Consider the following 20,363-nt stretch of genomic DNA (forward strand, 5'->3'; position numbering starts at 1 on the left):
TCGGTCCTGCACCGGCTTCGACCTGCTCGTCGCCCGCGTGATGGCGGCGCAGGGCCTCGCTACTCGGCCGCTCTGCGCTCCGCCGCGTCGGCCGTATCCGCCACACCGTAGCGCTCGATGCTGCTCTCCAGCCGCAGGGCCGCATTGATCAGGGCCATGTGGGAGAAGCCCTGCGGCGTGTTCCCGCGCTGCTCGCCGGTCGTGGGATCGATCTCCTCGGCGAACAGCCCGACATCGTTGCCGCGGGTGATCAGCCGCTCGAAGGCCGCCTTGGCCTCGCCGGTGCGCCCGTCGAGGGCGAGGCAGCCGACCCGCCAGAACGCGCAGGCGGTGAACGTCCCCTCGTCGCCGATCAGGCCGTCTTCCATGCGGTAGCGGTAGACGAGATCCCCGGCGCCGAGTTCCCGCTCGATCGCCGCGAGCGTCGAGCGCGTGCGCGGATCCCGGGGATCCAGCGCCGCGAACAGGGCGACCCGGAGCACGGCCGCGTCGAGATGGTGCGCGCCGTAGGCCCCGACATAGGCCTGCTTCTCCGGGCACCAGCCCTTGTCGAGGTAATCCGCCCGGACTTCCGCGGCGATGCGTTCCCATTCGGCGATCTTCTCGGCGGGCACGCCCGCGATGTTGCGCGCGATCCGCGCCGCGTCGGTCAGCGCCACCCAGATCATCGCCTTGGTGTGGACCTGCTGGCGCGGACCGGTGCGCAGCTCCCAGATGCCGTGATCGGCGTCATGCCGGTGGCGGATGGCGCGGGCCGTCAGGTTGTCGAGCACCTCCGGCAGCCGGTCATTGACCTTCTCGGGTGGGTCGTAATCCACGGCCTCCAGGAAGATGCACAGGGCCCGCAGCAGCTCGCCGTAGATGTCGTGCTGGTCCTGCCCTTCGGCGAGGTTGCCGATCACCACGGGCCGCACGCCGTTCCACCCGGCGAGGTGGGTGAGTTCCTCCTCCGGCGGCATGCCGTCGGCGATGCCGTACATCAGCTTGGTCTCGCGCCCGTAGGTCCCGTCGCGCTCGCGCAGGAAGCGGAGGAATTCGGACGCCTCGCGGACGTAGCCGAGCATCACGAAGGCCGTGACCGTGAACGAGGCGTCCCGCATCCAGGTAAAGCGGTAATCGTAGTTACGGTTGCCCGGCACGGCCTCCGGCAGGCCCGCCGTCGCCGCCGCCACGATGCCGCCGGAGGGGGAATAGGTCAGCAGCTTGAGGCAGAGCGCCGAGCGCATCACCGCGTCCCGGTAGGCGCCGCGATAGGTGCATCGATCGCTCCAGCGGCGCCAGTAATCGGCCGTGGCCTCCAGCCGCCTCTGGGCGCCGGCGAAATTCTCGATGCAGGCATCCTCCTGTTCCTCGCCGTGGGTCAGGACCACGTAGGCGGTCTGGCCCTCGTCCAGGCTGAACCGGATCTCGGCCGCGTCCTCGACGATGTTGGGCCGCGCATGCGCGTTGACCCGCACCCGCCAGTCACCCGCCTCGAACAGCACGGATGCGCCCTCGACCAGCGGCGTGCAGGCGCGGCGCGCGTAGTCGAAGGTCGGGCGCACCCGGAAGACGCCGGAGACACGGCCGCTCTCGCAGGTGAGCATCCGGATCAGCCGGCTCTCACCTTCGCCGTCCGGTCCCTCGTCGGGCTCCGGGCTCGGCGGGTTGACCGGCATCAGGTCGACCAGACGCGCGCGGCCCGAACCGGTGGTGAAGATCGTCTCCAGGATGTTGGTGTCGGGCACGTAGCGCCGCGCCGTCCCGGTGAGCGCGTCGAAGTCGACGCTGCAGGCGCCGCCCTTCTCCTCGTCGAGCAGTTTCAGGAACAAGGCCGGCGAATCGTGGCGCGGCCAGCACAGCCAGTCGATCGACCCGTCGCGGGCGATCAGCGCACAGGAATGGGTGTCGCCGATGAGGGCGTAATCGCTGATGGGCTTCGACACGGGGCTTCCGGATTGCGGCGCCCGCTGCGGCGGGCAAGACCTTGTCCGGGAGGTAGCCGGGTCGCCCCGGGCGGGGAGTCCGGCTCGACGATTCGCCGCAGGGTCGGTCAGCCCCCGGCCCTGGGCAGCATGCGGTCGCTGATGATGCGCCGCTGGATCTCGCTCGTGCCCTCGAAGATCGTGGTCAGGCGCGCGTCGCGCCAGTAGCGCTCGACCCGGCGCTCGGTGGTGTAGCCGTTGCCGCCGTGCAGCTGCATCGCTTGGTTGGTGACGCGCACCGCCATCTCGGTGGCCAGCAGCTTCACCATCGCCGACTCGCTCTCCGCGGCTTCGCCCTGGTCGAGGAGGTGGGCCACCTGCTGCCAGTAGGCGCGGGCCTGGGCGACATCGGCGGCCATGTCGGCGAGGGCGAAGCGCAGCGCCTGGAAGTCACCAATCGGGTGTCCGAACTGGACCCGCTCCTGCAGGTAGGCTTGGCTGTCCTCCACGGCGGCCCGCGCCACGCCGACGGCGCGGGCCGCCGTGTGCACCCGCGCGATGTTGAGCCCGCGCTGGACCGCGGCGAATCCGCCGGAATCGGCGTCCGCCCCCTGGTCGCCGTAGAGCCCCGTCAGGCGGTCGCTCTCGGGCACGCGCACGCCGTCGAGGGTCAGCTCGAAGGTCTCGAAGCCGTGATAGCCGATCTTGTCGATCACACGGCCGGTCATGCCGGGCGGGAAGCTGTCGCGCTCCTTGAGCACCAGGAAGGGCTCGAGGCCGGCCGAGCGCGATTCGCCGGGCTCCGGGTCCCGGGTGCGGGCCAGGACCTCGACGAAGTCGGCGCCCTTGGCGAAGCCGGCCCAGCGCTTGGTGCCGGTGAGCACCCAGTCGTCGCCCTCGCGCACCGCCCGGGTCTGAACGCCGGCGAGGTCGGAGCCGGCATTGGGCTCAGACAGGGAGATCGAGCCGATCCACTGCCCTTTTGCCGAGCGCCGAAGCAGATCGGCGCGGCGGTCCGGATCGAGGGTCTGCGTCCCCAGGCCTTGTCCGCGGGCCAGGATGCTGCCCACCGACAGCCAGGCCCGGGCCAGTTCCTCCGACACCAGACAATACTCGAACACGCCGAGGCCCAGGCCGCCCTGCGCCTCCGGAATCGTGATGCCGAACCAGCCCTTCCCGGCCATGGCGTCGATGAGCGACCGGGGCATCTCGGCCTTCTGCCGGTCGAGTTCGTCGGCCAGCGGCAGCACCGTGTCGTGCGCGAAGCGCCGCGCTTCCTCCTGCAGCGCCGCCCGCTCCGGCGTGTGCCAGGGCGAGATCAGTTCCGGCGGCTGCGGCGCGACAGAGTCCTTCCGACCCGCGAAATCGGTCATCGTTCCCCCCGGTGCTGCGGCGTGCCAATGCAGGCCGCGTGTTGGAAACACGCGCTTACAATTTGGTTCCGTCTCCCACCTTCGAATAATCCACGGACCGGCGCATAATAGCCTGATGATCCAGGCCGAACCGCACGCAGACTCCTTCGCGATGAGCGCACCGACTACGCCTCACATCCTCGTCGTCGAGGACGATCGGGAGATCTCGGCCCTGATCGCGCGGTACCTGCGCGGCAACGATTGCCGCGTGACGCTCGCGGGCGACGGCACCGAGATGGACCGGGCGCTCGCCGAATCGCGGATCGACCTGATCGTGCTGGACCTGATGCTTCCTGGAGAGGATGGCCTGAGCCTGTGCAGGCGCCTGCGCGGCACGTCGCAGATCCCGATCCTGATCCTGACGGCGAAGTCCGAGGACGTGGACCGGATCCTCGGACTGGAACTCGGCGCCGACGACTATCTCGCCAAGCCCTTCAACCCGCGGGAGCTGCTGGCCCGGATCCGGGCGATCCTGCGCCGCGTCGCCGCCGAGGCGCCAGACACAGACGAGCGCCGCCGCCTGCACTTTTCCGGCTGGACCCTCGACGTCTCCCTGCGCCAGGTGCTGTCGCCGGAGGGCGCGCGGATCGCCATCACGGGCGCCGAGTTCGACCTCCTCCACGCCCTCTGCCTGCGTCCGGGCCGGGTGCTGTCCCGGGACCAGCTCCTGGATCTCACACAGGGTCGCGCCGCCGGACCCTTCGAGCGCAGCATCGACGTGCTGATCTCCCGCATCCGCCAGAAGATCGAGCGCGACACCCGCAATCCGGAATTCATCCGCACGATCCGCTCGGGCGGCTACCTGTTCACGCCGGAGGTCACGCGGTCATGAGCGCCCTGCGGCGGTTGCGCGCCCGCCTTCGCCCGACGACCATCGCGGGACAGATCGCCCTGCTCATCGTGGCGGGGATCGCGGTGGCGCACGTGGTCGCGACCGCCGCCTTCCTGCTTCTCCACGAGCCGCAGAATCCGGACACGCTGCCCGGGGTGGCGGCGAGCCGCCTGGGCACGCTGGCGCGGCTCCTCGACGCCGCCGATCCGGCAGCCCGGCCGGCGCTGCTGGCCAGCGGGCGCAGCCTGCCGCTGATTCGGGTGGAGGCCTGGGACGGGAAGGCCCCCCCCGGCGCGAAGCCGGCCCCCAATCTGCCGGTCATCCACCGGCTCCGGAACGGGGCCGGCCGGGCCGTGACGATCACGGACCTGTCCGCCGGCGATCCGGATCAGAGCCGCTCGGCGAGTCAGCTCCATGTCGGCATCGTGACGGCCTCCGGGGCGATGCTCCAGGCGACGCTGCCGAACGACCCGCTGCGGGCGCCCAAGCAGGGCGCGCTGATCTTCACGGTGGTGTTCCTGGCGCTTACCCTGGCGCTGCTCAGCGTCTGGGCGACCCGCGCGCTCACGGCGCCGCTGAAGCGGCTCGCGGGCGCCGCCGAGGCGTTCGGCGCCCGGGACGACCATGTGGCCCTGCCGGAAGCGGGACCGCGCGAGGTGCTGGCGGTCTCCCGGGCCCTCGACCGGATGCGGTCGCGGGTGCGCCGGCTGATCGACGACCGCACGCAGATGCTCGCGGCGATCAGCCACGACCTGCGCACGCCGATCACCCGGCTGCGCCTGCGCGCCGAGTTCATCGAGGACGAGGCCGCCCGGGCCGCGACGCTACGCGACCTCGACCAGATGAACGGCCTGGTCGAGGCCGCGCTCTCCTTCGTGCGGGACGGTCAGACAAGGGATGCGGGCAGCCTCAGCCTCGTGGACCTCGCCTCCGTGGTGCAGACGGTCTGCGACGACTTCTCGGATGTCGGCGCGCCTGTCAGCGTGAGCCGCAGCCGCCACGTCCTGGTGCAGGGGCGCACCGAGGAATTGCAGCGGGCCGTGACGAACCTCGTGGACAACGCGGTGAAGTATGGCGGCCGGGCGGAAGTCCGGATGGAAGCCTCGGAACGGGGCGTGCGCGTCTGCGTGCTGGACCATGGCCCGGGCATTCCTGACGCGGAACGCGACGCGATGCTCCAGCCGTTCGTGCGCGGCGACCGGGCCCGCAATCTCAACGCGGCGAGCGGCTTCGGTCTAGGCCTCTCCATCGTTCAGGCCATCGTCGAGTCGCACCACGGGCGGCTCCTGCTGGAGAACCGTCCCGAGGGTGGACTCTGCGCCGCGATCGAGCTGCCGCTGGCGGCCCAGACCTTCGCGGGTCGTGGGACGTCCAAGGCCGTCCCGCTCCCGGCCGAGGCCGCCTGACACGCGGCCGGGTGGCTCCCGAACCGGGCTCGCGCCGGCGGCGGTGCGGGGCCGCGACATCCGTCATCGAAGGACGGCCCGAGGCCTGCTAGGGCTGTGGCGGGCCTTGGGGGCGCTCTCCCCGGCCCGAGGAGATTCGATGACGAGCAGCGCCCATCCGGACGAGCGACCCAGTATCGCGCTGATCGGCGCGCCGATCGAAGTCGGCACCAGCGAGCCCGGCGCCCTGATGGGCCCGGCCTCCCTGCGCACCGCCGGCTTGGTCCGGGCGCTGTCCGATCTCGGCCACGCCGTGACCGACGGCGGCGACGTGGTCCCGGACGGGCAGGCCGCCGCTCGGGGCCTCGAGGCCGTGGGTGCCTGGACGCGCGCCCTCTCCCGCGCCGTCGAGGCCGCCCTCGACGCGGGCGCGCTTCCCCTGGTCGCCGGCGGCGATCACAGCCTGTCCCTCGGATCGATCGACGGGGTTATGCGCCATTGTGCCCGCCGGGGACGCGCGCTCTTCGTGCTCTGGCTCGACGCCCACGCCGACTTCAACACGCCGGAGACCTCGCCTTCCGGCAACGTCCACGGCATGCCGCTCGCTGCTCTCTGCGGGGAGGCGGGCTTTCCGCGCCTCTTCGCCGAGCCGGCCCCGCCGCCCCTGCCGCCGACCAGCGTCCACCTGTTCGGCCTGCGCTCGATCGATGCCGGGGAGCGCGCGCTGGTCACCGCGCGGCAGGTCGGCGTGACCGACATGCGCACGATCGACGAGTTCGGCGTGGTCGCCCCGTTGCGGCGCGTGCTCGACCGCGTCTCGGCGGCGGGCGCCCATCTCCATGTCAGCCTGGACATCGACTTCCTCGACCCCTCGATCGCCCCCGGGGTCGGGACCACGGTGCCGGGCGGCGCGACGTTCCGGGAAGCCCACCTCATCATGGAGATGCTGCACGATTCCGGGCTCGTGCGCTCCCTCGACGTGGTGGAGTTGAACCCCTTCCTCGACGAGCGCGGCCGCAGTGCGCGGGTGCTGGTCGAGCTGGTCGCGAGCCTGTTCGGCCGTCGCATCCTCGACCGACCGACGGCGCCGATCGAGGCCGTGCCCGAGGCGTTCGAGCGGGATTGATGCACGGCCGCGTTCCAGACCCGCCGGGCACCGGCCCGGCGACCGGACAGGTACCGGCGCGCCAGCGCTCCGACGGCCGGGTCCGCTTGCGCGCCGGGCCGGCCGGAGGCGGAGGATCGACGCGGATCCTCGACCTCGCGGAGGCGGGGCCGTCGCGACTGCGCTTCCCGCGCGGGGAGGGACCGCTGGAGGCGGTCCTGGTGAACACGGCCGGCGGCGTCGCCTGCGGCGACACCTTTTCCATCGAACTGGATCTTGAGCCGGGCGCCGACCTCGTGCTGACGACGACGGCGGCCGAGAAGATCTACCGTTCGGACGGTCCGGTGAGCCGGATCGAGAACCGCTTGAGCCTGGGGGCGGGCGCGCAGCTCGCCTGGCTGCCGCAGGAGACGATCGTGTTCGACCGCGCCCGGGTCCGGCGGGTGTTCGAGGCGGATCTCGCCGCGGGAGCCGCGCTGGTCGCCGTGGAAGTCGTCGCCTTCGGCCGCGTCGCCCGGGGCGAGCGGATCGCCAGCGGGCTGTTCGCGGATGCGTGGCGCGTGCGCCGGGCCGGGCGGCTCGTCTACGCCGACAAACTCCTGCTGGAGGGCCCGATCAGCGACCTCCTCGCGCGTTCGGCGATCGGCGGCGGCGCGTGCGCCTGCGCGACGGTCCTGGACGTCTCGGACGGCGCCGAGGCGCGCCTGGAGGAGGCACGCGACCGTCTCGCAGCGATCGAAAGACCCGGGATCGAGGCCGCGGCCAGCGCGTGGAACGGCCACCTCGTGATCCGCGCCCTCGCGGGCGGGGTCGGCCCGTTGCGGGACCTCATCGCGCGCTTCCTTGCCGATCATCGCGGCCTGCCGATGCCCCGGGTGTGGCAGAGCTGACGGGAACCGGAGAATCGATGCAAAGCGGCCGTTGCCTGCCGGCGCCGACCTCTGCTAGAGACGCGCACCCGGAGCTGTCCGCCAGGCTCCGCGCGGCGCCCCGGCGCCGTTCCAGAAGGCCTCGTGGCGGAGTGGTTACGCAGAGGACTGCAAATCCTTGCACCCCGGTTCGATTCCGGGCGAGGCCTCCAATCTTCCATTTCAGACGCTTTTGACGGGTCCGGCGCGATACGGTCTCCGATCGGACGCGTCGGTTGGCGCATCCCACATCACGAGCGAAGCGCAGTGCCCCAGGGCGGCGTGGCCTTCGAAGGCTCTGCCGACTGAGCTGCGTCGCACCGCTCGCACCGACGGCGGTGCCGGAGGCATCGACCGGAGATCGCGTCAGGCGACGTCGACGTGGCCCATGAAGGTCTCGATCGCCCGCTGCAGGCTGTGCGTCCCTGCATTCACCCGGGACGCGCTGCCCCGCACCTGCCCGGCCTGAGCGTCGTTGGAAGCGGCCGCCGCCCGGACGCTCGCGATGCTCTCGGAGACCTTCCGGGCATCGGCGGCGGCATTGAAGATCGCGCGCGCGATCTCCTGGCTGGCATGGCCCTGCTGGTCGGTGGCCTCCGCCACCTCCGAGGCGATCAGGCTCATCCGGGCGATCGTCTGGCCGATCGCCTCGATGGCGTCGACCGTGCGGCCAGCGGCGCCCTGGATCGATCCGACTTGCCCGGTGATGCGGTCGGTGGCGAGCGCGGTCTGACCGGCGAGGGCCTTGACCTCGGCGGCCACCACCGCGAAGCCCTTGCCGGCCATGCCCGCGCGGGCCGCCTCGATCGTCGCGTTGAGGGCCAGGAGATTGGTCTGCTCGGCGATCTCACGGATCAGCGTCACGACCGCCCCGATCTCCTCGGCCGCCTGCGAGAGGCTCATCACCGTCTCCTCCAGACCGCGGGTGTCGGAGAGGGCGGACGCCGCGATCTCGCTGGTGTACCGGACCCGCGCCTCGATCTCCCGGGCCGAGGCCGAGAGCTCCTCCGCGGCGCTGGCGATGCTGTCGACGATCTCGGCGGTCTGCCCGGAGGCGCCCGCCACGACGGCCGCTTCGGACGCCATGGCGCCTGCATTGCCCGAGAGCGTGTCGGCCGCGGCCTGCATCGCCTCGGCCGAGTCGGCGAGATCCGTCACCGCGCGGTGCGTCTCGGCCTCGAACGCGGTGGTCGCCGCGGCCATCGTTTCGGCGCGCCTGCGGTCGCGATCCCGGCGCGCCTGGGACTGCGTGTCCAGATCCCGCTTCTCGATCAGCGCCGCCTGGAAGGCCGCGATGGCGCCGGCCATCTCGCCGATCTCGTCGCGGCGGTGCGTGAACGGGATCGGACGGCTGAGGTCGTTGCCGGCCAGTGCGGTCATGCTCACCTTCAGCCGGTGCAGGGGCTGCCGGACCTGCGTGACGATGATCGTGACGGCCGCGAGCAGCCCCAGAACGAGCGCCACCGCCGGCACGGCGACCAGGGTCATGCGGGCCTGCCTCCGGTCCGCGGCGTCGGCGGCGCGGCGCACGTTCAGGCGATTCAGCACCTCGCGCCCCAGAGCGCCGATCTCGGCGATCATGTGCTCGCGGTTGCGCACCGTCGCCTCGTCGGTGGCCTGGATGAGAGCGGCCTTGGGCGAGATCGTCAGGCCCAGCTCGGCGGTGTCGTTCTGATAGGCGATGAACTCTTTCACGAAGAGGTCGAACCGGCGGCGCCGATCCTCGGGAAGCTGCTCCTCCATCGCGTTGAGGAAGGGGACTCGGACCTGCTCGACGGTGGCGAGGGCTTCGTGCAGTGCGGACAGGCGCGAGCGGGCCTCGGCCACGTCCTCGGCCACGTAGAGCGCCGTGGCCTGCACCACGGCGTGCTCGATCGCCTGCCCGAGGGCGCCCGCCTGCAGCCCGGCATTCCAGATCTTGTCGGTGGCGGCCGCACGCTCCTGCTCCCAGTTCGACTGCCGGACCGCGAAGATCGAGATGGCGATCGCCACGGCGGCCAGCAATCCGATCACCATCGAGAGCTTGAACCCGAGAGAAACGCGCATGGGGATGACGCCGGGACCGCGGCCAAGCCGCAACATCGTCGCTATACCGCAGGCATTTCCGCAAAGCATTCGAATATAGCCGGCAAAATCACATCATCCGCGGCCCAATTTTCTAGAGTATATTATAAGTAAATTTATCAGACTTTGCTTAGATTTACTGTCGTTTAAAAAAAAAATACGCCGCGCGCGCAGCCTCGCATCCGTTTCTGTCTTCAAGCCGTGCTGATCCAGGCGCCATCCTCGGTTGCCCCGCCTCTGCTCCACGCCCTCAGAGCGGCGGCAGTGCCGACCCGGGGGTCTGCGCGGCGGCGATCTCGCGCCGCAGGTCGTCGCACTGCACCTCGATCAGCTCTGGGAGGATATCGGCTTCCTGATCGTCCAGGGCTGCGAGCAGGCGCGGAAGACCGGCAACCCACTCGAAGGCGACGCGGACTTCGCGTTCGGCATAGGGATCCTGGGGATCGAGACAGCGAAAGGTCTGCATGTTGGCGGGTCTGAACCGGTCGGCTTGGCGGGGGCGGTGCCTTAGGATCGGCTCATGACGCTGGGATGACCCTCGAAGACCAGATCGCGCGGCCTGGGCGAGCAGACAGCGGGTCGAAGGTCGAAACTGTTGCTGCCCCGCCACGCTTCCGCGTCAGGCGGCGGGACGGGCTCTCTGGGCAGATACAGTTGCACCGCACCCGCATCGAGGCCCTTGCGTCCGGCGAGCCCGGTGTGTAGAGACGCCTCCGTGATCCCCGATAGCTCAGTTGGTAGAGCAGGCGACTGTTAATCGCCTTGTCGCAGGTTCGAGTCCTGCTCGGGGAGCCATCCCTTCAAAACCCGACATACCGCAGACGGATGCCGACGCGTCGGTACTGTTCGCGCGCCTCAAGGCCCTGGCGGCGAACGTCTGCAGGAAATGCCTAGGGATCAGTACGGGCGATCAGGATTACTTTCCAGCGGCCCTCCGCCCACGTAGGCGCGAAGAGCGCCGCGGAACGCGCGGCCCCGCGATGTGACCTCTACCGACGCCGCCGCGCGCGGAACGCGTAGAGCACCGCGAAGGCGACGATGATGCCGACGAGGATCCAGGCCGGCGCGCCGGAGGAGGCCGTTGGTCTGTGCGGCCTCGGTCCCCGGCGTGGGGTTCACGGCCTGCGCGTCGGCCGCAGCGGTCGCCGCCGCCACGAGCGCCAGCGCGAGCGATGTCGTTCGCAGCATCCTCCGACTCCTAGTCCGGGTTCACACGCCGTCGAAGATGAAAGGCGGGGCCGTCGCGGCGAGAAGACCCGCCGGTCACGAACGACCCCGCGGCGGACGGCTTACGAACCCTGCTGCTTCCTGAGGCTGCTCTGTTCGCCGGACTCGTCCGTTTGCGGATTGGCGAGCCCGCTGGTGTTGCCGGTCGCGTCCAGAACGCCCTCTGCCGAGACCTGTCGATTGCCGGCGTGGTCCTGATACTGCTCCGTTTGGACGTTCTTGCTGTCGAGTCCGCGCTCGTCGGTGTGGCGGGACTTGTCACGGTTGCTCAAGACCATGTTCTCCGGCAGCACGCCCTCGGGCAGCTCCGACATGGCACCGGTCCCATCGCCCTTGCCCTGAGCACCCGGGCCGACCTTGTGCCGACTTGCATTCGCCATCTACGATCTCCGCTGCAGTTCAGCCAACCTTCGGGACGCCGCGGCGCGCCGGCGCCGCGGCAATCGCCCTCAGCGATTCTGCTGGTAGCCCTGGTTTGTGGTGTTCACCTTCGCGTTGCCGGCCTGACCGACCTTTTCGGGATCCTTCGTCTGCGAACCCGCGCGACCCTGCGAGAGCGGCGCCTCCGGGGCGCTGCCGGGCCCCTTGTCGGAGCGGTTCGCCGGAGGAACGGGCGGTGGCTTGGTCGTCATGTGTACCCCGTCGTTGCCGAATGACTGGCAAACCCGGACCACCAAGCATCGTTCCGGACGGTACCGCTCCAGGCCAAGCTTTCGGTGACGTTCTTCGTCGAACGATCGGCCGCGCTCGGGACCGAATACGAATATCCATTTTAATGCCGAGCTGCTGATCCTGAAATTCTCCTGTGCCGAGCGCTTCTATTGCGAGGACGCGCGGAACGACCGGGCTGCGGCGTCGAACTGGCGCGCGGCGGCGAAACAATGTCGGGTGTGCCGGGTTTCCGGGGCAATACCGGTCTCCGCGACGCACTGGCAGACCGGGTTCCCCGTATCGCCGTCGCGGATCTGCGCGACGCCCTGCGCGTCGATCCCTCCCGCGAGATGTCGTCGCCGGCCTTCAGACCGAGAGAAGCGCGACCATGACGGATTTTCCGAAGCCGCCCTTCGACCGGCAGCGTCCGCTGACCCCTCCGGGTCGGGACGCCGACATGGACCCGCGGCCGGATTACGGCGAAGCGCACTACCGGGGCTCGGACCGCCTGTCGGGGCGCAAGGTGATCATCACGGGCGCGGACAGCGGCATCGGCCGGGCGGTGGCGCTGGCCTTCGCCCGCGAGGGCGCCGACGTGCTGGTGAGCTACTACGACGAGCACGAGGATGCCCGGGAGACCTGCCGCCTCGTGGAATCGGCCGGGCGGACGGCGATCCCGCTCCCCGGCGACGTCAAGGATCCGAAGCACTGCCGGGCCATCGTCGACAGGGCGGTCGAAGCCTTCGGGCAGGTCGACGTGCTCGTCAACAACGCCGCGCACCAGAAGACCTTCGCCAACCCGGAGGAGATTTCGGACGAGGAGTGGGAGGTCACCTTCGCGACCAACATCCACGCCATGTTCTACCTGGTGAAGGCCGCCCTGCCGCACATGAAAGCGGGCGGGACCATCATCAACACGACCTCGGTGAACGCCGACACCCCCAGCCCACAGCTGCTGGCCTACGCCACCACCAAGGGGGCGATCCAGAACTTCACCGGCGGCCTCGCCCAGATGCTCGCGGAGCGCGAGATCCGGGTGAACTGCGTCGCGCCGGGCCCGGTCTGGACGCCGCTCATCCCCTCCACGATGCCGGAGGAGGAGATGCGCCAGTTCGGCACCCAGGTGCCGATGAAGCGGCCGGGCCAGCCCTGCGAACTCGCGCCGGTCTACGTCCTGCTGGCCAGCCCGGAATCCAGCTACGTGTCGGGCGCCACCATCGCGGTGACGGGCGGCAAGCCGATCCTCTGATGCGAACGGGAGACCATCCGTGGCCCAAACTTCAGATGACCCGAAGGGCTCCGAGCGCCCGAACCTCCGCGCGTTCAGCGCGTCCGCCGACCGCAACGGCCAGGATCTCGGTCAGGACGAGGCGCGGGATCTCGCCCGTCCGGCGGAGCTGCAGCGCGAGCGCGACTCCGATCCGGGCTGGCAGGCGGAGACGGTGCGCACCGCCTCCGGGCACGCGCGTCTCGACTCCGTGAGCGGCGGCAGCACGGCCTCCGTGGAGGCCACCGAGGCCGAGACGCCGCCCGAAAACCTGCGCCGCCTCGGCGATGCCAGCACAACGCCGAAGGCGTCCTGACTGAAACCCTCCTGACAAGGACACCAGCGCGATGATCCCGAGCCGCGTGCACGCCGTGAGCGATTACCTGTTCCCGGCCCTGATCGCCGCGCTCTCGCGGCAGCGGGGCCCCGCCGCCCGCCGGATCATGCGGGTCGGGCCCGTCTGGCACTACGCCTACACGGTCCTGACGCGCTACGAGGGCGGCCTCGTACCGGCGCTCTCGATGCGGACGCACCTCGCCTGCGACGCCGTGGGCGCGCTCAGCTTCGTCGGTGCGGCCGCCCTGCTCAGGGACGAGCCGGCCCGGGACCGGCTGCTCCTCGCGGCCCTCGGCCTCAGCGAGCTGGCGCTCATCGCGGCGAGCGAGCGGGAGGTTCCGGTCCGGTGACGCAGCCCCTCCTCGGCGTGCCTCTGGTCTTGGCCTCGGTCTTCACCCTGGGCTGCATCCTGATCCAGAAGGCCGGCCGGCGCGCGGAGGCGGTGACGGAGGGCCTGGGCTTCCTGTTCCTGCTCTGCGTGCTGCTGAATGCGGTCGCGCTTCTGGCCTTCTTCGCGAGTGCGCGAAGCTCCGGCACGGTTCCGATCCGCTTGCTGACGGCTTGGTAGGGCGAAGCGGCAAATCTTGCCGCGCGGCGGATCCTGCCCGCGCTGCCACCAGCCGAGCTACTGAAAACACTGGCGAAATTCTGGAACGCGGCATGCGTGCCCGCACCGTCAACGGTCGCGAGGGCTTCTCATGTCGGTGAATTCGGTATCGGGCACGTCCCTGCAACGGGACCTCGCCGGGGCGCTGCGCCTCACTCGCGCTGCCGCCGTCCAGGAGGTCGACAGCAGCACCTTCACGCCGCCGAGCCAGAACGCGGGCTCCACGCAGGGCACGGGCAGCGCCTCCCAGCCCGGCACGGCGGCGTCGACGCCGGCGCTGTCGAACGACCTCATGGCCTCGCTCCTGCAGCTGCAATCCGATTTCAGCCAGATGGGCCTGCAGAACGGCGTCGCGGTGCCTGAAGACGGGTCGAGTGGCGGCAAGGTTTCCGCGACCGGTGACGGCGCGGATGCGAGCCAGGGCGCGGACGGCACCGCTCCGGTGCGTCATCACCGGCATCACGCACGCGCGAGCGCGGCCGATGCGACGGATGCCACGCAGGCCGGCCAGTCCGGAAGCGCGACGGACGTCACAGCGACGTCCGCCTCGGCCTCGACGACCGCGACGACCTCGGCGAACGATCTCGGCGACGGCCTGCAATCGTTCCTGCAGCAGATCACCAAGGCCATCGCTGCCTATGCGAGCGGCGGCCCGGCAGGGATCGCGGCCGCCGCGCTCACCAGCCCGTCGAAGGCCTGAGCCGTCCAGTCGCCGGCGACGCCTGGAGCGGCGCGCGCGTCTCTGGCATGATCGGGCCGACCGGAGGCCGCCATGTCCCTCACCGTACCCGTCATCCTCGGCAGCGTCCGGACGGACCGGATCGGTATCCGCGCGGCCCGCTTCCTGATGGCGCGGCTGGAGGCGCGCGGACACGCGGCCCCGCTGGTCGACCCGGCCGCGCTCAAGCTTCCGCTGCTCGATCGCATGTACAAGGAATATCCCGCCGGGACGGCGCCGGAGCCCCTGAGCCGGCTTGCCGATCTGTACCGCCGGTCCGACGCGTTCCTCGTGGTCTCTGCCGAGTACAATCACGGCGTTCCGCCGGCGCTCTCCAACGTCCTCGATCACTTCCTGGAGGAGTATTACTGGCGCCCGTCAGCGATCTGCTGCTACTCGGCCGGTCAATACGGCGGGGTTCGCGCGGCGATGCCGCTCCGTGCGATGCTGGCCGAGATGGGCATGCCCAGCATCCCGTCGCTGCTGCCGATCCCACGCCTGCAGAAAGCCATCGACGATGCCGGCGCGCCCGCGGAGCCGTGGCTCGAGGCCTCCGCAAAACGTTTCCTCGACGAGTTGGAATGGTACGCCGAGGCGCTGCGAGACCGACGCCAGCGTGGGACACCCTACTGAAGCGACGGCTGTCAGCCCCGCTCCTCGATCGACCGGATGCCGGCCGACCCCTTGGAATAGGGAGTCTTCGGCGGCAGGGCGCCGGATGGGAGGCTGCGGCCCGCACGGTCGCTCCTGAAGCGCTATTTCTGAGCGCTCAAATGTGCGGAATTTGTTGCAGAGACAATCCAGCTTCCAAGATACAACGCGATGAACCAGCGATTTGATTCAATTCAGGCCGGAGAACTCTCGATCAAAGCCTGCAGATCCCGCGAACGACTTCGCAACCGCCTCGTCAAATGAATGGTCTCGCGGCGCCGCGAGACAGTATTAAGCTGTTGCAAAAAAGTGGCTGCCGAGTCGGCCGAAGTGTGGGAGCTTGGCTGTGTTGCCGAACCCCGGACACACCCCGATGAAGATCGACGAGAGGGCGCTCTTTCAAGAGCGCGTGCGGACACTTGTCCTGCGTCATGCCCTGGAAGCCGTGCTCGAGCGCCTCGCGTTTGCCGCGCGTGAGAGTGGGAAGAATGCGGAGACCGAGTTCCTGAACTTGGAACAGGCCTTGATCACCGCCGCCCAGAGCATCGCGGACCGCGCCGCGACCCAGAAACTGGCGGTTCTGAACGCCGTCGAGGATGCCAGCGCCACGATTCGCGCGGCTTTCAACAACGCCCATGATCGTCTGGAGGCGTTGCCCGCCGCACATCTGGCGCTCGTCGAGGCCCCGGTCGCCGTCGCCGCCTAGCTCGATCTCGGACCCTCCGAGGCGCCAATTCGTCCCGGAGGTCCCGAGCGCGAACCCGGCGCGCGCTACTGCTTCGCGCGGTTGATGATCGTCCAGAGCGCCTGAGCTACCGGTTCGGTGACGGTGCGGCGATACTTGCGGTGCACCAGCTGTCCGTTGTGGTAGACGTCCTGCTCCACGTACAGCCGCTCGCCGTCCCAGCGGACGATATTGTCGGACTCAATGGTCTCCTCGACGCCGAGATCCCCACGAAGGATCGAAGTGCCTGTCTGGGTGAGCATACGCGCGTCCTCGTTCACGCAATCGTTTCCTAGGGGGCCGTCGTTGCCGCCCAAGCGGCCCTCCACACGGGGCAGCATAGGTGCGCATCCGCCCACAAGCCAGCGACCTCACGAACGCGGAACGACGACCGTAACGCGAACCGGACGGATGGGGCGGTCGGGCGGTCTCCGGCAACAGGCCTCATCACGTCACCGATGTGCGCTTCGGCACGGCGAAGCTCGTGACGCGGTGCGATGCTGCACGTGCAGACCGGGGTTGCGTTCAGGACGCCTTCCGGCCCGGCACCCTCGCGACGGAGGCGTCCATGATTTCTCGGCCGTTCCGGTTCATCGCCCCGGCGCTCGCCGCACTCGGCCTCATAGCCCTGCGCCTGGCGAGCCCCATCATCGGGCCGATGACACCCCCGCCGCCCGGCAGCGCCGAGGACGGGCGCGTTGTGTTCCGCCACTATCTTTGAGCGGTCAGCCGCGACGGTTCAGGACGACGGCCGGCACGGCGCAGGACGGTTGGGCGCCCGGTCCGAGGACGATGTCACCCTGGCGCGGGTTGTTCACCGTGAACGGCGCCGTTTCCTGAAGGCCGATGAAGCCGCGTCCGATCTGCGGGACGAACAGGTCGCCGCCGAATCGCACAAAGCAGCGGTCGATCACCGCCTCGTAGTCGAAGGTCCTCTGCAGCACCGGCGCACCGCCCGCATCGGGGATGCCGCAATAGGCCGACAGGTTGATCTGGCCTGGCCGCGACAGCCGCAGCGACAGCGCTTGGCCCGGCAGCACCGTGGCGGGCGGCCCGCCGTCCTGACGCGCCACCAGCACGAGGCCCGACCGGTTGTAGACGCGGCGCAGGCAATCGGCCGAAGCGCCCGAGACCACCGAAGCCGTGCCGGCAATGCCGAGCAGGATACCGGTCCAGGCGCGCCCAATACGCTTCGTCACTGCTCATCCTCCGCCAACCGGCCGATTGATCCGCAAAGGCCGCGCCTGACTTGAACAGCGACCGGCCGGGTCGCGCAAGTCGAACACGGCCATAACGGCCCAAGGGGCGCATCGTTCGGGGGTCAGTGTACGCGCGGTGACGGCTCAGCGACGCTCGTAGAGCAGCCGGGCGCGGATGGTACCGGGGATCGCCCGGATTTGCACGAGCAGCGCCTCGGCGTCGGCGTCAGTGGCATCGGTCTCCAGCACCACGTAACCGACCTCGCCGTCGGTCTGGTAGAACTGGGCGGCGATGTTGACGTGCCCGCGGGAAAACACGTCGTTCAGGCGCCCCAGCATGCCCGGCAGGTTGCGCTGGACATGGATGAAGCGGGTGCCGGTCGGGCGAGCCGGGAGCTGTACCTGCGGGAAGTTCACCGCGCCCACCGTGGAACCGATGTCGGAATAATCCACGAGCTTGCGCGCCACCTCGGAGCCGATGCGCTCCTGCGCCTCCTCGGTGGAGCCGCCGATATGAGGCGTGAGGATCACGTTCTCGATGCCCTGGAGTGGGCTGACGAAGGCCTCCGCGTTGGAGCCGGGCTCCGCCGGAAAGACGTCGACCGCTGCACCCTTGAGGTGGCCATCGCGCAGTGCCACCGCCAGGGCGTCGAGATCGACCACGGTGCCCCGGGCGTTGTTGATCAGGAAGGCACCGGGCTTCATCGCCCGGATCGCAGCCTCGCCGATCATGTTCGCGGTTGCGTCGGTCTCCGGCACGTGGAGGGAGACCACATCGCTCTGGGCGAGCAGCGCGTGAAGCGATTCGGTTGGTTCTGTGTTGCCGTGGCGCAGCTTGTCGGTGTGATCGTAGAACAGCACCCGCATGCCCATGGCCTCGGCCAGCGTGGAGAGCTGGGTTCCGATATTGCCGTAGCCGACGATCCCGAGCGTCTTGCCCCGGACCTCCAGGGAGCCCGCGGCCGACTTGTCCCAGCGACCGGCATGCGCGCCCACCGAGCGCGGCACGATGCGGCGCAGCAGCATCACGATCTCGCCGATGGTCAGTTCCGCCACCGAGCGGGTGTTGGAGAACGGCGCGTTGAAGACCGGGATGCCCCGATCGCGCGCCGCCTGCAGGTCGACCTGATTCGTGCCCACCGAGAAGCAGCCCACCGCCAGAAGTCGGTCCGCGGCCTCGAACGCCGCAGCGTCGAGCTGCGTCCGCGAGCGGATGCCGACCATGTGCACGCCCTGCAGCGCTTCGTGGAGTGCCTCCCGGTCAAGGGCCTTCGGCAGGCGCATGAGATTGGTGTAGCCAGCCGCCTGCATGAGCGAGACGGCACTGTCGTTGATGCCTTCGAGCAGCAGGACCCGGATCTTGTCCTTGGGCAGGGAGAGCTTTTCGGGCGTCATCGGAGTCGATCGTCTGCCGGCTTGCCTCTACGACGGGAATCGCCGGTCCGGAGGCGGGGTCATCAGGGATACGAGCCTGCCCTGTGCGATGCAACATGACGCCGCGCTGGGCAGATCCGCGGTGCGACCGGGCCCGGCGAACCGAGAGGGGGCGACGCCGCACAGACTTCAGCCAAGCGTGCCAAATATTGAGGCGCCGGAATCGACCGAATCCGCGCGGATTGTCGGAACTCGGCTGTGCTTCGCGATTTGACCGGCCCTGTATTGCAACTTTCGGTCTCCGGGGCGTTCCGCCGCCGACACCGCACACGGTCCTCGCACGATGCACATCCGTACCGGCTTCACGATCGCGTTTGACACGTTCGGCCCGACCCCGATGAACCTGCTCCTGAACGTGCGCCCGGAGCATCAGAGCGATCTGGTGATCCCCGAGGTAATCACCTTCGACCCGCCGGTGTCAGCCCATCAGCACCGCGACGGGTTCGGCAACGTCTGCACGCGCATCATCGCGCCTGGCGGCCGGATCACAATGGCGACCGACTTCATCATCGCTGATTCCGGACTGCCGGACGATCAGGCGCCGCAGGCCCGGCAGATCGCCGTTCAGGACCTGCCCGACGACGTTTTGGTCTATCTGCTGGGCTCGCGCTACTGCGACACCGACAAGCTGTCGGGCATCGCCTGGTCCCTGTTCGGCGGCACGCCGGAGGGCTGGGCGCGGGTCCAGGCCATCGTGGACTACACCCATCACCGCCTGCGCTTCGACTATCAGCAAGCCGACGCCACCCGCACGGCGTTTGACGGCTATACTCAGCAGGTTGGCGTGTGCCGGGACTTCGCGCATCTGGCGATCACGCTGTGCCGGTGCATGAACATCCCGGCGCGCTACGCCACCGGCTACCTCGGCGATATCGGTGTGCCGAAGGATCCGGCCCCGATGGACTTCTCGGCGTGGTTCGAGGTCTATCTCGACGGGCCGGACGGGCCGCGCTGGTACACGTTCGACGCCCGGCACAACCGCCCCCGCATCGGCCGCATCGTCATGGCCCGCGGCCGCGACGCAACCGACTGCGCTCTCACCACAAGCTTCGGCGCCGCACATCTCGTTCAGTTCGACGTCCACACGGATGCGCTCGCTGACGCGCGGGACGCGTTCGATCGCGCGGCCTGAGGCACTGGAGGACCCTAAGCGGGCACGGCCGCCTCCCGGACGGCCGGCTCGTTGTTGCGCTGATGCAGGAATGTCGGATCGAACTCGGCCACCGCCGTCAGCGCGTCCCAATCCTCGATCGTCAGGACGCCGCCCGACAGGGCGACCAGCTTGCGCTGGCGCAGCGTCCGCAGAACCCTGTTGAGGTGGACGCTGGTGAGACCGAGCGCGTCCGCCAGCTCCGACTGCTTCGGCGCCAGGGGGCAGCTCAGCCCCGTCGTCAATCCGACGGCCTGTTGCCGGAGGAACAGCTCGCAGAACAGGTGCGCGACGCGGCCCAGCGCCTGCCTCCGGCCCAGGCTGGTGATCCGCTCGCGATAATGCGCCGCGTCGATCAGCGTGTCGCGCCACAAGGCGCTCGCGAGGTCGGGATGTCGCCGCAGGAGCGGTCGCAACTCGTCGTGCGGGATGAACGCGATGACCGCGGCCGTCAACGTGGCGAGGTTGTGATCCATGTGATGCAGGTGCAGGCTCTGCAGATCGGGCATGTCGCCCGCGACGTAGAACGACAGGATCTGGCGGTCGCCGTCAGTGAGCGCGGCGTAGCGGGTCACCCAGCCCTGGAGCACTAGGCAGCACTGATTCGGCCTCTCGGAAAAACGGGCGATGTCGTGACGGGCCGGCAGGTTCCGGACCGTATGCGGCAGGTTCAGGAGGGCGGCGCGCTCGGCATCGGCCAAGCGCGTGACGCTGTCGAGCTTGCGCGCCAGCATCTCCATCGGTGCGTTGTAGCCGTTCGGCATCGGACCCTCAGGCCTCGCACCACGC

The 20,363-nt window shown here is 69.6% G+C and carries 23 protein-coding genes and 2 tRNA genes; 15 read left to right on the forward strand and 10 right to left on the reverse strand.

Annotated features, from left to right (window positions below):
• Window positions 1–59: 59 nt before the first annotated feature.
• Together ACLBX9_RS31105 and ACLBX9_RS31110 are read right to left on the reverse strand one after the other, a co-directional pair.
• On the reverse strand, window positions 60–1,925 hold the full coding sequence (locus ACLBX9_RS31105) for a glycoside hydrolase family 15 protein (protein WP_010683253.1): 1,866 nt from the start codon (window positions 1,923–1,925) through the stop codon (window positions 60–62).
• Window positions 1,926–2,032: 107 nt separating this feature from the next.
• Window positions 2,033–3,277 carry an acyl-CoA dehydrogenase family protein gene (locus ACLBX9_RS31110; protein WP_010683252.1) on the reverse strand — a complete coding sequence of 415 codons (1,245 nt, stop codon included), beginning with the start codon at window positions 3,275–3,277 and terminating at the stop codon, window positions 2,033–2,035.
• 115 nt (window positions 3,278–3,392) lie between these two features.
• Here ACLBX9_RS31110 and ACLBX9_RS31115 point away from each other — a divergent pair, with 115 nt between their 5' ends.
• From ACLBX9_RS31115 to ACLBX9_RS31135, 5 genes are all read left to right on the forward strand, one after another.
• Window positions 3,393–4,148 (forward strand): response regulator, encoded by a 756-nt coding sequence (locus ACLBX9_RS31115; protein WP_010683251.1) that lies wholly within the window; start codon window positions 3,393–3,395, stop codon window positions 4,146–4,148.
• Window positions 4,145–5,554 carry an ATP-binding protein gene (locus ACLBX9_RS31120; RefSeq protein WP_447721627.1) on the forward strand — a complete coding sequence of 470 codons (1,410 nt, stop codon included), beginning with the start codon at window positions 4,145–4,147 and terminating at the stop codon, window positions 5,552–5,554. The genes ACLBX9_RS31115 and ACLBX9_RS31120 overlap by 4 nt, the downstream gene beginning before the upstream one ends.
• A gap of 139 nt (window positions 5,555–5,693) precedes the next feature.
• The gene (rocF, locus tag ACLBX9_RS31125) at window positions 5,694–6,659 is read left to right on the forward strand and encodes an arginase (RefSeq protein WP_447721628.1); all 966 of its coding nucleotides are present in this window, start codon (window positions 5,694–5,696) and stop codon (window positions 6,657–6,659) included.
• Window positions 6,659–7,528 carry an urease accessory protein UreD gene (locus ACLBX9_RS31130; protein WP_447721629.1) on the forward strand — a complete coding sequence of 290 codons (870 nt, stop codon included), beginning with the start codon at window positions 6,659–6,661 and terminating at the stop codon, window positions 7,526–7,528. Before rocF ends, ACLBX9_RS31130 begins: the two co-directional genes overlap by 1 nt.
• A 117-nt stretch (window positions 7,529–7,645) precedes the next feature.
• Window positions 7,646–7,719 (forward strand) — tRNA-Cys (locus ACLBX9_RS31135).
• Between the two features lie 193 nt (window positions 7,720–7,912).
• Here the strand turns inward: ACLBX9_RS31135 and ACLBX9_RS31140 are convergent.
• A complete protein-coding gene (locus tag ACLBX9_RS31140; protein ID WP_447721630.1) occupies window positions 7,913–9,592 on the reverse strand; it encodes a methyl-accepting chemotaxis protein in 1,680 nt (559 codons plus the stop codon).
• Between the two features lie 268 nt (window positions 9,593–9,860).
• Window positions 9,861–10,076 (reverse strand): hypothetical protein, encoded by a 216-nt coding sequence (locus ACLBX9_RS31145; RefSeq protein ID WP_010683246.1) that lies wholly within the window; start codon window positions 10,074–10,076, stop codon window positions 9,861–9,863.
• A gap of 253 nt (window positions 10,077–10,329) precedes the next feature.
• On the opposite strand from ACLBX9_RS31145, the gene ACLBX9_RS31150 reads away from it, so the two are divergent.
• Window positions 10,330–10,405, forward strand: a tRNA-Asn gene (locus tag ACLBX9_RS31150).
• Between the two features lie 494 nt (window positions 10,406–10,899).
• On the opposite strand, the gene ACLBX9_RS31155 is transcribed toward ACLBX9_RS31150, so the two are convergent.
• Together ACLBX9_RS31155 and ACLBX9_RS31160 are read right to left on the reverse strand one after the other, a co-directional pair.
• Window positions 10,900–11,217 carry a hypothetical protein gene (locus ACLBX9_RS31155; RefSeq protein WP_010683187.1) on the reverse strand — a complete coding sequence of 106 codons (318 nt, stop codon included), beginning with the start codon at window positions 11,215–11,217 and terminating at the stop codon, window positions 10,900–10,902.
• A gap of 69 nt (window positions 11,218–11,286) precedes the next feature.
• On the reverse strand, window positions 11,287–11,469 hold the full coding sequence (locus ACLBX9_RS31160; protein WP_010683186.1) for a hypothetical protein: 183 nt from the start codon (window positions 11,467–11,469) through the stop codon (window positions 11,287–11,289).
• A gap of 407 nt (window positions 11,470–11,876) precedes the next feature.
• Between ACLBX9_RS31160 and ACLBX9_RS31165 the strand changes: the two genes are divergently transcribed.
• The 7 genes from ACLBX9_RS31165 to ACLBX9_RS31195 all read left to right on the forward strand — a co-directional run bounded on the left by ACLBX9_RS31165 (window position 11,877) and on the right by ACLBX9_RS31195 (window position 15,773).
• A complete protein-coding gene (locus ACLBX9_RS31165) occupies window positions 11,877–12,737 on the forward strand; it encodes a glucose 1-dehydrogenase (RefSeq protein ID WP_447721631.1) in 861 nt (286 codons plus the stop codon).
• Window positions 12,738–12,756: 19 nt separating this feature from the next.
• Window positions 12,757–13,071 (forward strand): hypothetical protein, encoded by a 315-nt coding sequence (locus ACLBX9_RS31170; RefSeq protein ID WP_447721632.1) that lies wholly within the window; start codon window positions 12,757–12,759, stop codon window positions 13,069–13,071.
• A 31-nt stretch (window positions 13,072–13,102) separates the two neighbouring features.
• Window positions 13,103–13,441 carry a hypothetical protein gene (locus ACLBX9_RS31175; RefSeq protein ID WP_447721633.1) on the forward strand — a complete coding sequence of 113 codons (339 nt, stop codon included), beginning with the start codon at window positions 13,103–13,105 and terminating at the stop codon, window positions 13,439–13,441.
• On the forward strand, window positions 13,438–13,659 hold the full coding sequence (locus ACLBX9_RS31180; RefSeq protein ID WP_447721634.1) for a hypothetical protein: 222 nt from the start codon (window positions 13,438–13,440) through the stop codon (window positions 13,657–13,659). Before ACLBX9_RS31175 ends, ACLBX9_RS31180 begins: the two co-directional genes overlap by 4 nt.
• 130 nt (window positions 13,660–13,789) lie before the next feature.
• Window positions 13,790–14,398: a cell wall anchor protein gene (locus ACLBX9_RS31185; protein WP_447721635.1), complete on the forward strand. Its 609-nt coding sequence runs from the start codon at window positions 13,790–13,792 to the stop codon at window positions 14,396–14,398.
• Window positions 14,399–14,470: 72 nt separating this feature from the next.
• Window positions 14,471–15,049: an NADPH-dependent FMN reductase gene (locus tag ACLBX9_RS31190; RefSeq protein WP_010683180.1), complete on the forward strand. Its 579-nt coding sequence runs from the start codon at window positions 14,471–14,473 to the stop codon at window positions 15,047–15,049.
• Window positions 15,050–15,440: 391 nt separating this feature from the next.
• Complete coding sequence (locus ACLBX9_RS31195) at window positions 15,441–15,773, forward strand: hypothetical protein (RefSeq protein WP_010683179.1); 333 nt, start codon at window positions 15,441–15,443, stop codon at window positions 15,771–15,773.
• A gap of 65 nt (window positions 15,774–15,838) precedes the next feature.
• Here the strand turns inward: ACLBX9_RS31195 and ACLBX9_RS31200 are convergent, their stop codons facing one another.
• Window positions 15,839–16,054, reverse strand: a complete 216-nt coding sequence (locus tag ACLBX9_RS31200) for a hypothetical protein (RefSeq protein WP_039892932.1) — start codon at window positions 16,052–16,054, stop codon at window positions 15,839–15,841.
• A gap of 305 nt (window positions 16,055–16,359) precedes the next feature.
• On the opposite strand from ACLBX9_RS31200, the gene ACLBX9_RS31205 reads away from it, so the two are divergent.
• A complete protein-coding gene (locus ACLBX9_RS31205) occupies window positions 16,360–16,512 on the forward strand; it encodes a hypothetical protein (protein WP_447721636.1) in 153 nt (50 codons plus the stop codon).
• 4 nt (window positions 16,513–16,516) lie between these two features.
• Here the strand turns inward: ACLBX9_RS31205 and ACLBX9_RS31210 are convergent, their stop codons facing one another.
• Together ACLBX9_RS31210 and serA are read right to left on the reverse strand one after the other, a co-directional pair.
• Window positions 16,517–16,990, reverse strand: a complete 474-nt coding sequence (locus tag ACLBX9_RS31210) for a hypothetical protein (protein WP_010683176.1) — start codon at window positions 16,988–16,990, stop codon at window positions 16,517–16,519.
• 144 nt (window positions 16,991–17,134) lie between these two features.
• Complete coding sequence (serA, locus tag ACLBX9_RS31215; protein WP_447721637.1) at window positions 17,135–18,385, reverse strand: phosphoglycerate dehydrogenase; 1,251 nt, start codon at window positions 18,383–18,385, stop codon at window positions 17,135–17,137.
• Between the two features lie 322 nt (window positions 18,386–18,707).
• Here serA and ACLBX9_RS31220 point away from each other — a divergent pair, with 322 nt between their 5' ends.
• Window positions 18,708–19,556 carry a transglutaminase-like domain-containing protein gene (locus ACLBX9_RS31220; protein WP_447721638.1) on the forward strand — a complete coding sequence of 283 codons (849 nt, stop codon included), beginning with the start codon at window positions 18,708–18,710 and terminating at the stop codon, window positions 19,554–19,556.
• A 14-nt stretch (window positions 19,557–19,570) separates the two neighbouring features.
• Here ACLBX9_RS31220 and ACLBX9_RS31225 read toward each other — a convergent pair whose 3' ends face one another.
• Window positions 19,571–20,338 carry a Crp/Fnr family transcriptional regulator gene (locus tag ACLBX9_RS31225; protein WP_010683173.1) on the reverse strand — a complete coding sequence of 256 codons (768 nt, stop codon included), beginning with the start codon at window positions 20,336–20,338 and terminating at the stop codon, window positions 19,571–19,573.
• Between the last annotated feature and the right edge of the window lie 25 nt (window positions 20,339–20,363).

The sequence above is a fragment of the Methylobacterium sp. A49B genome (assembly GCF_053346215.1).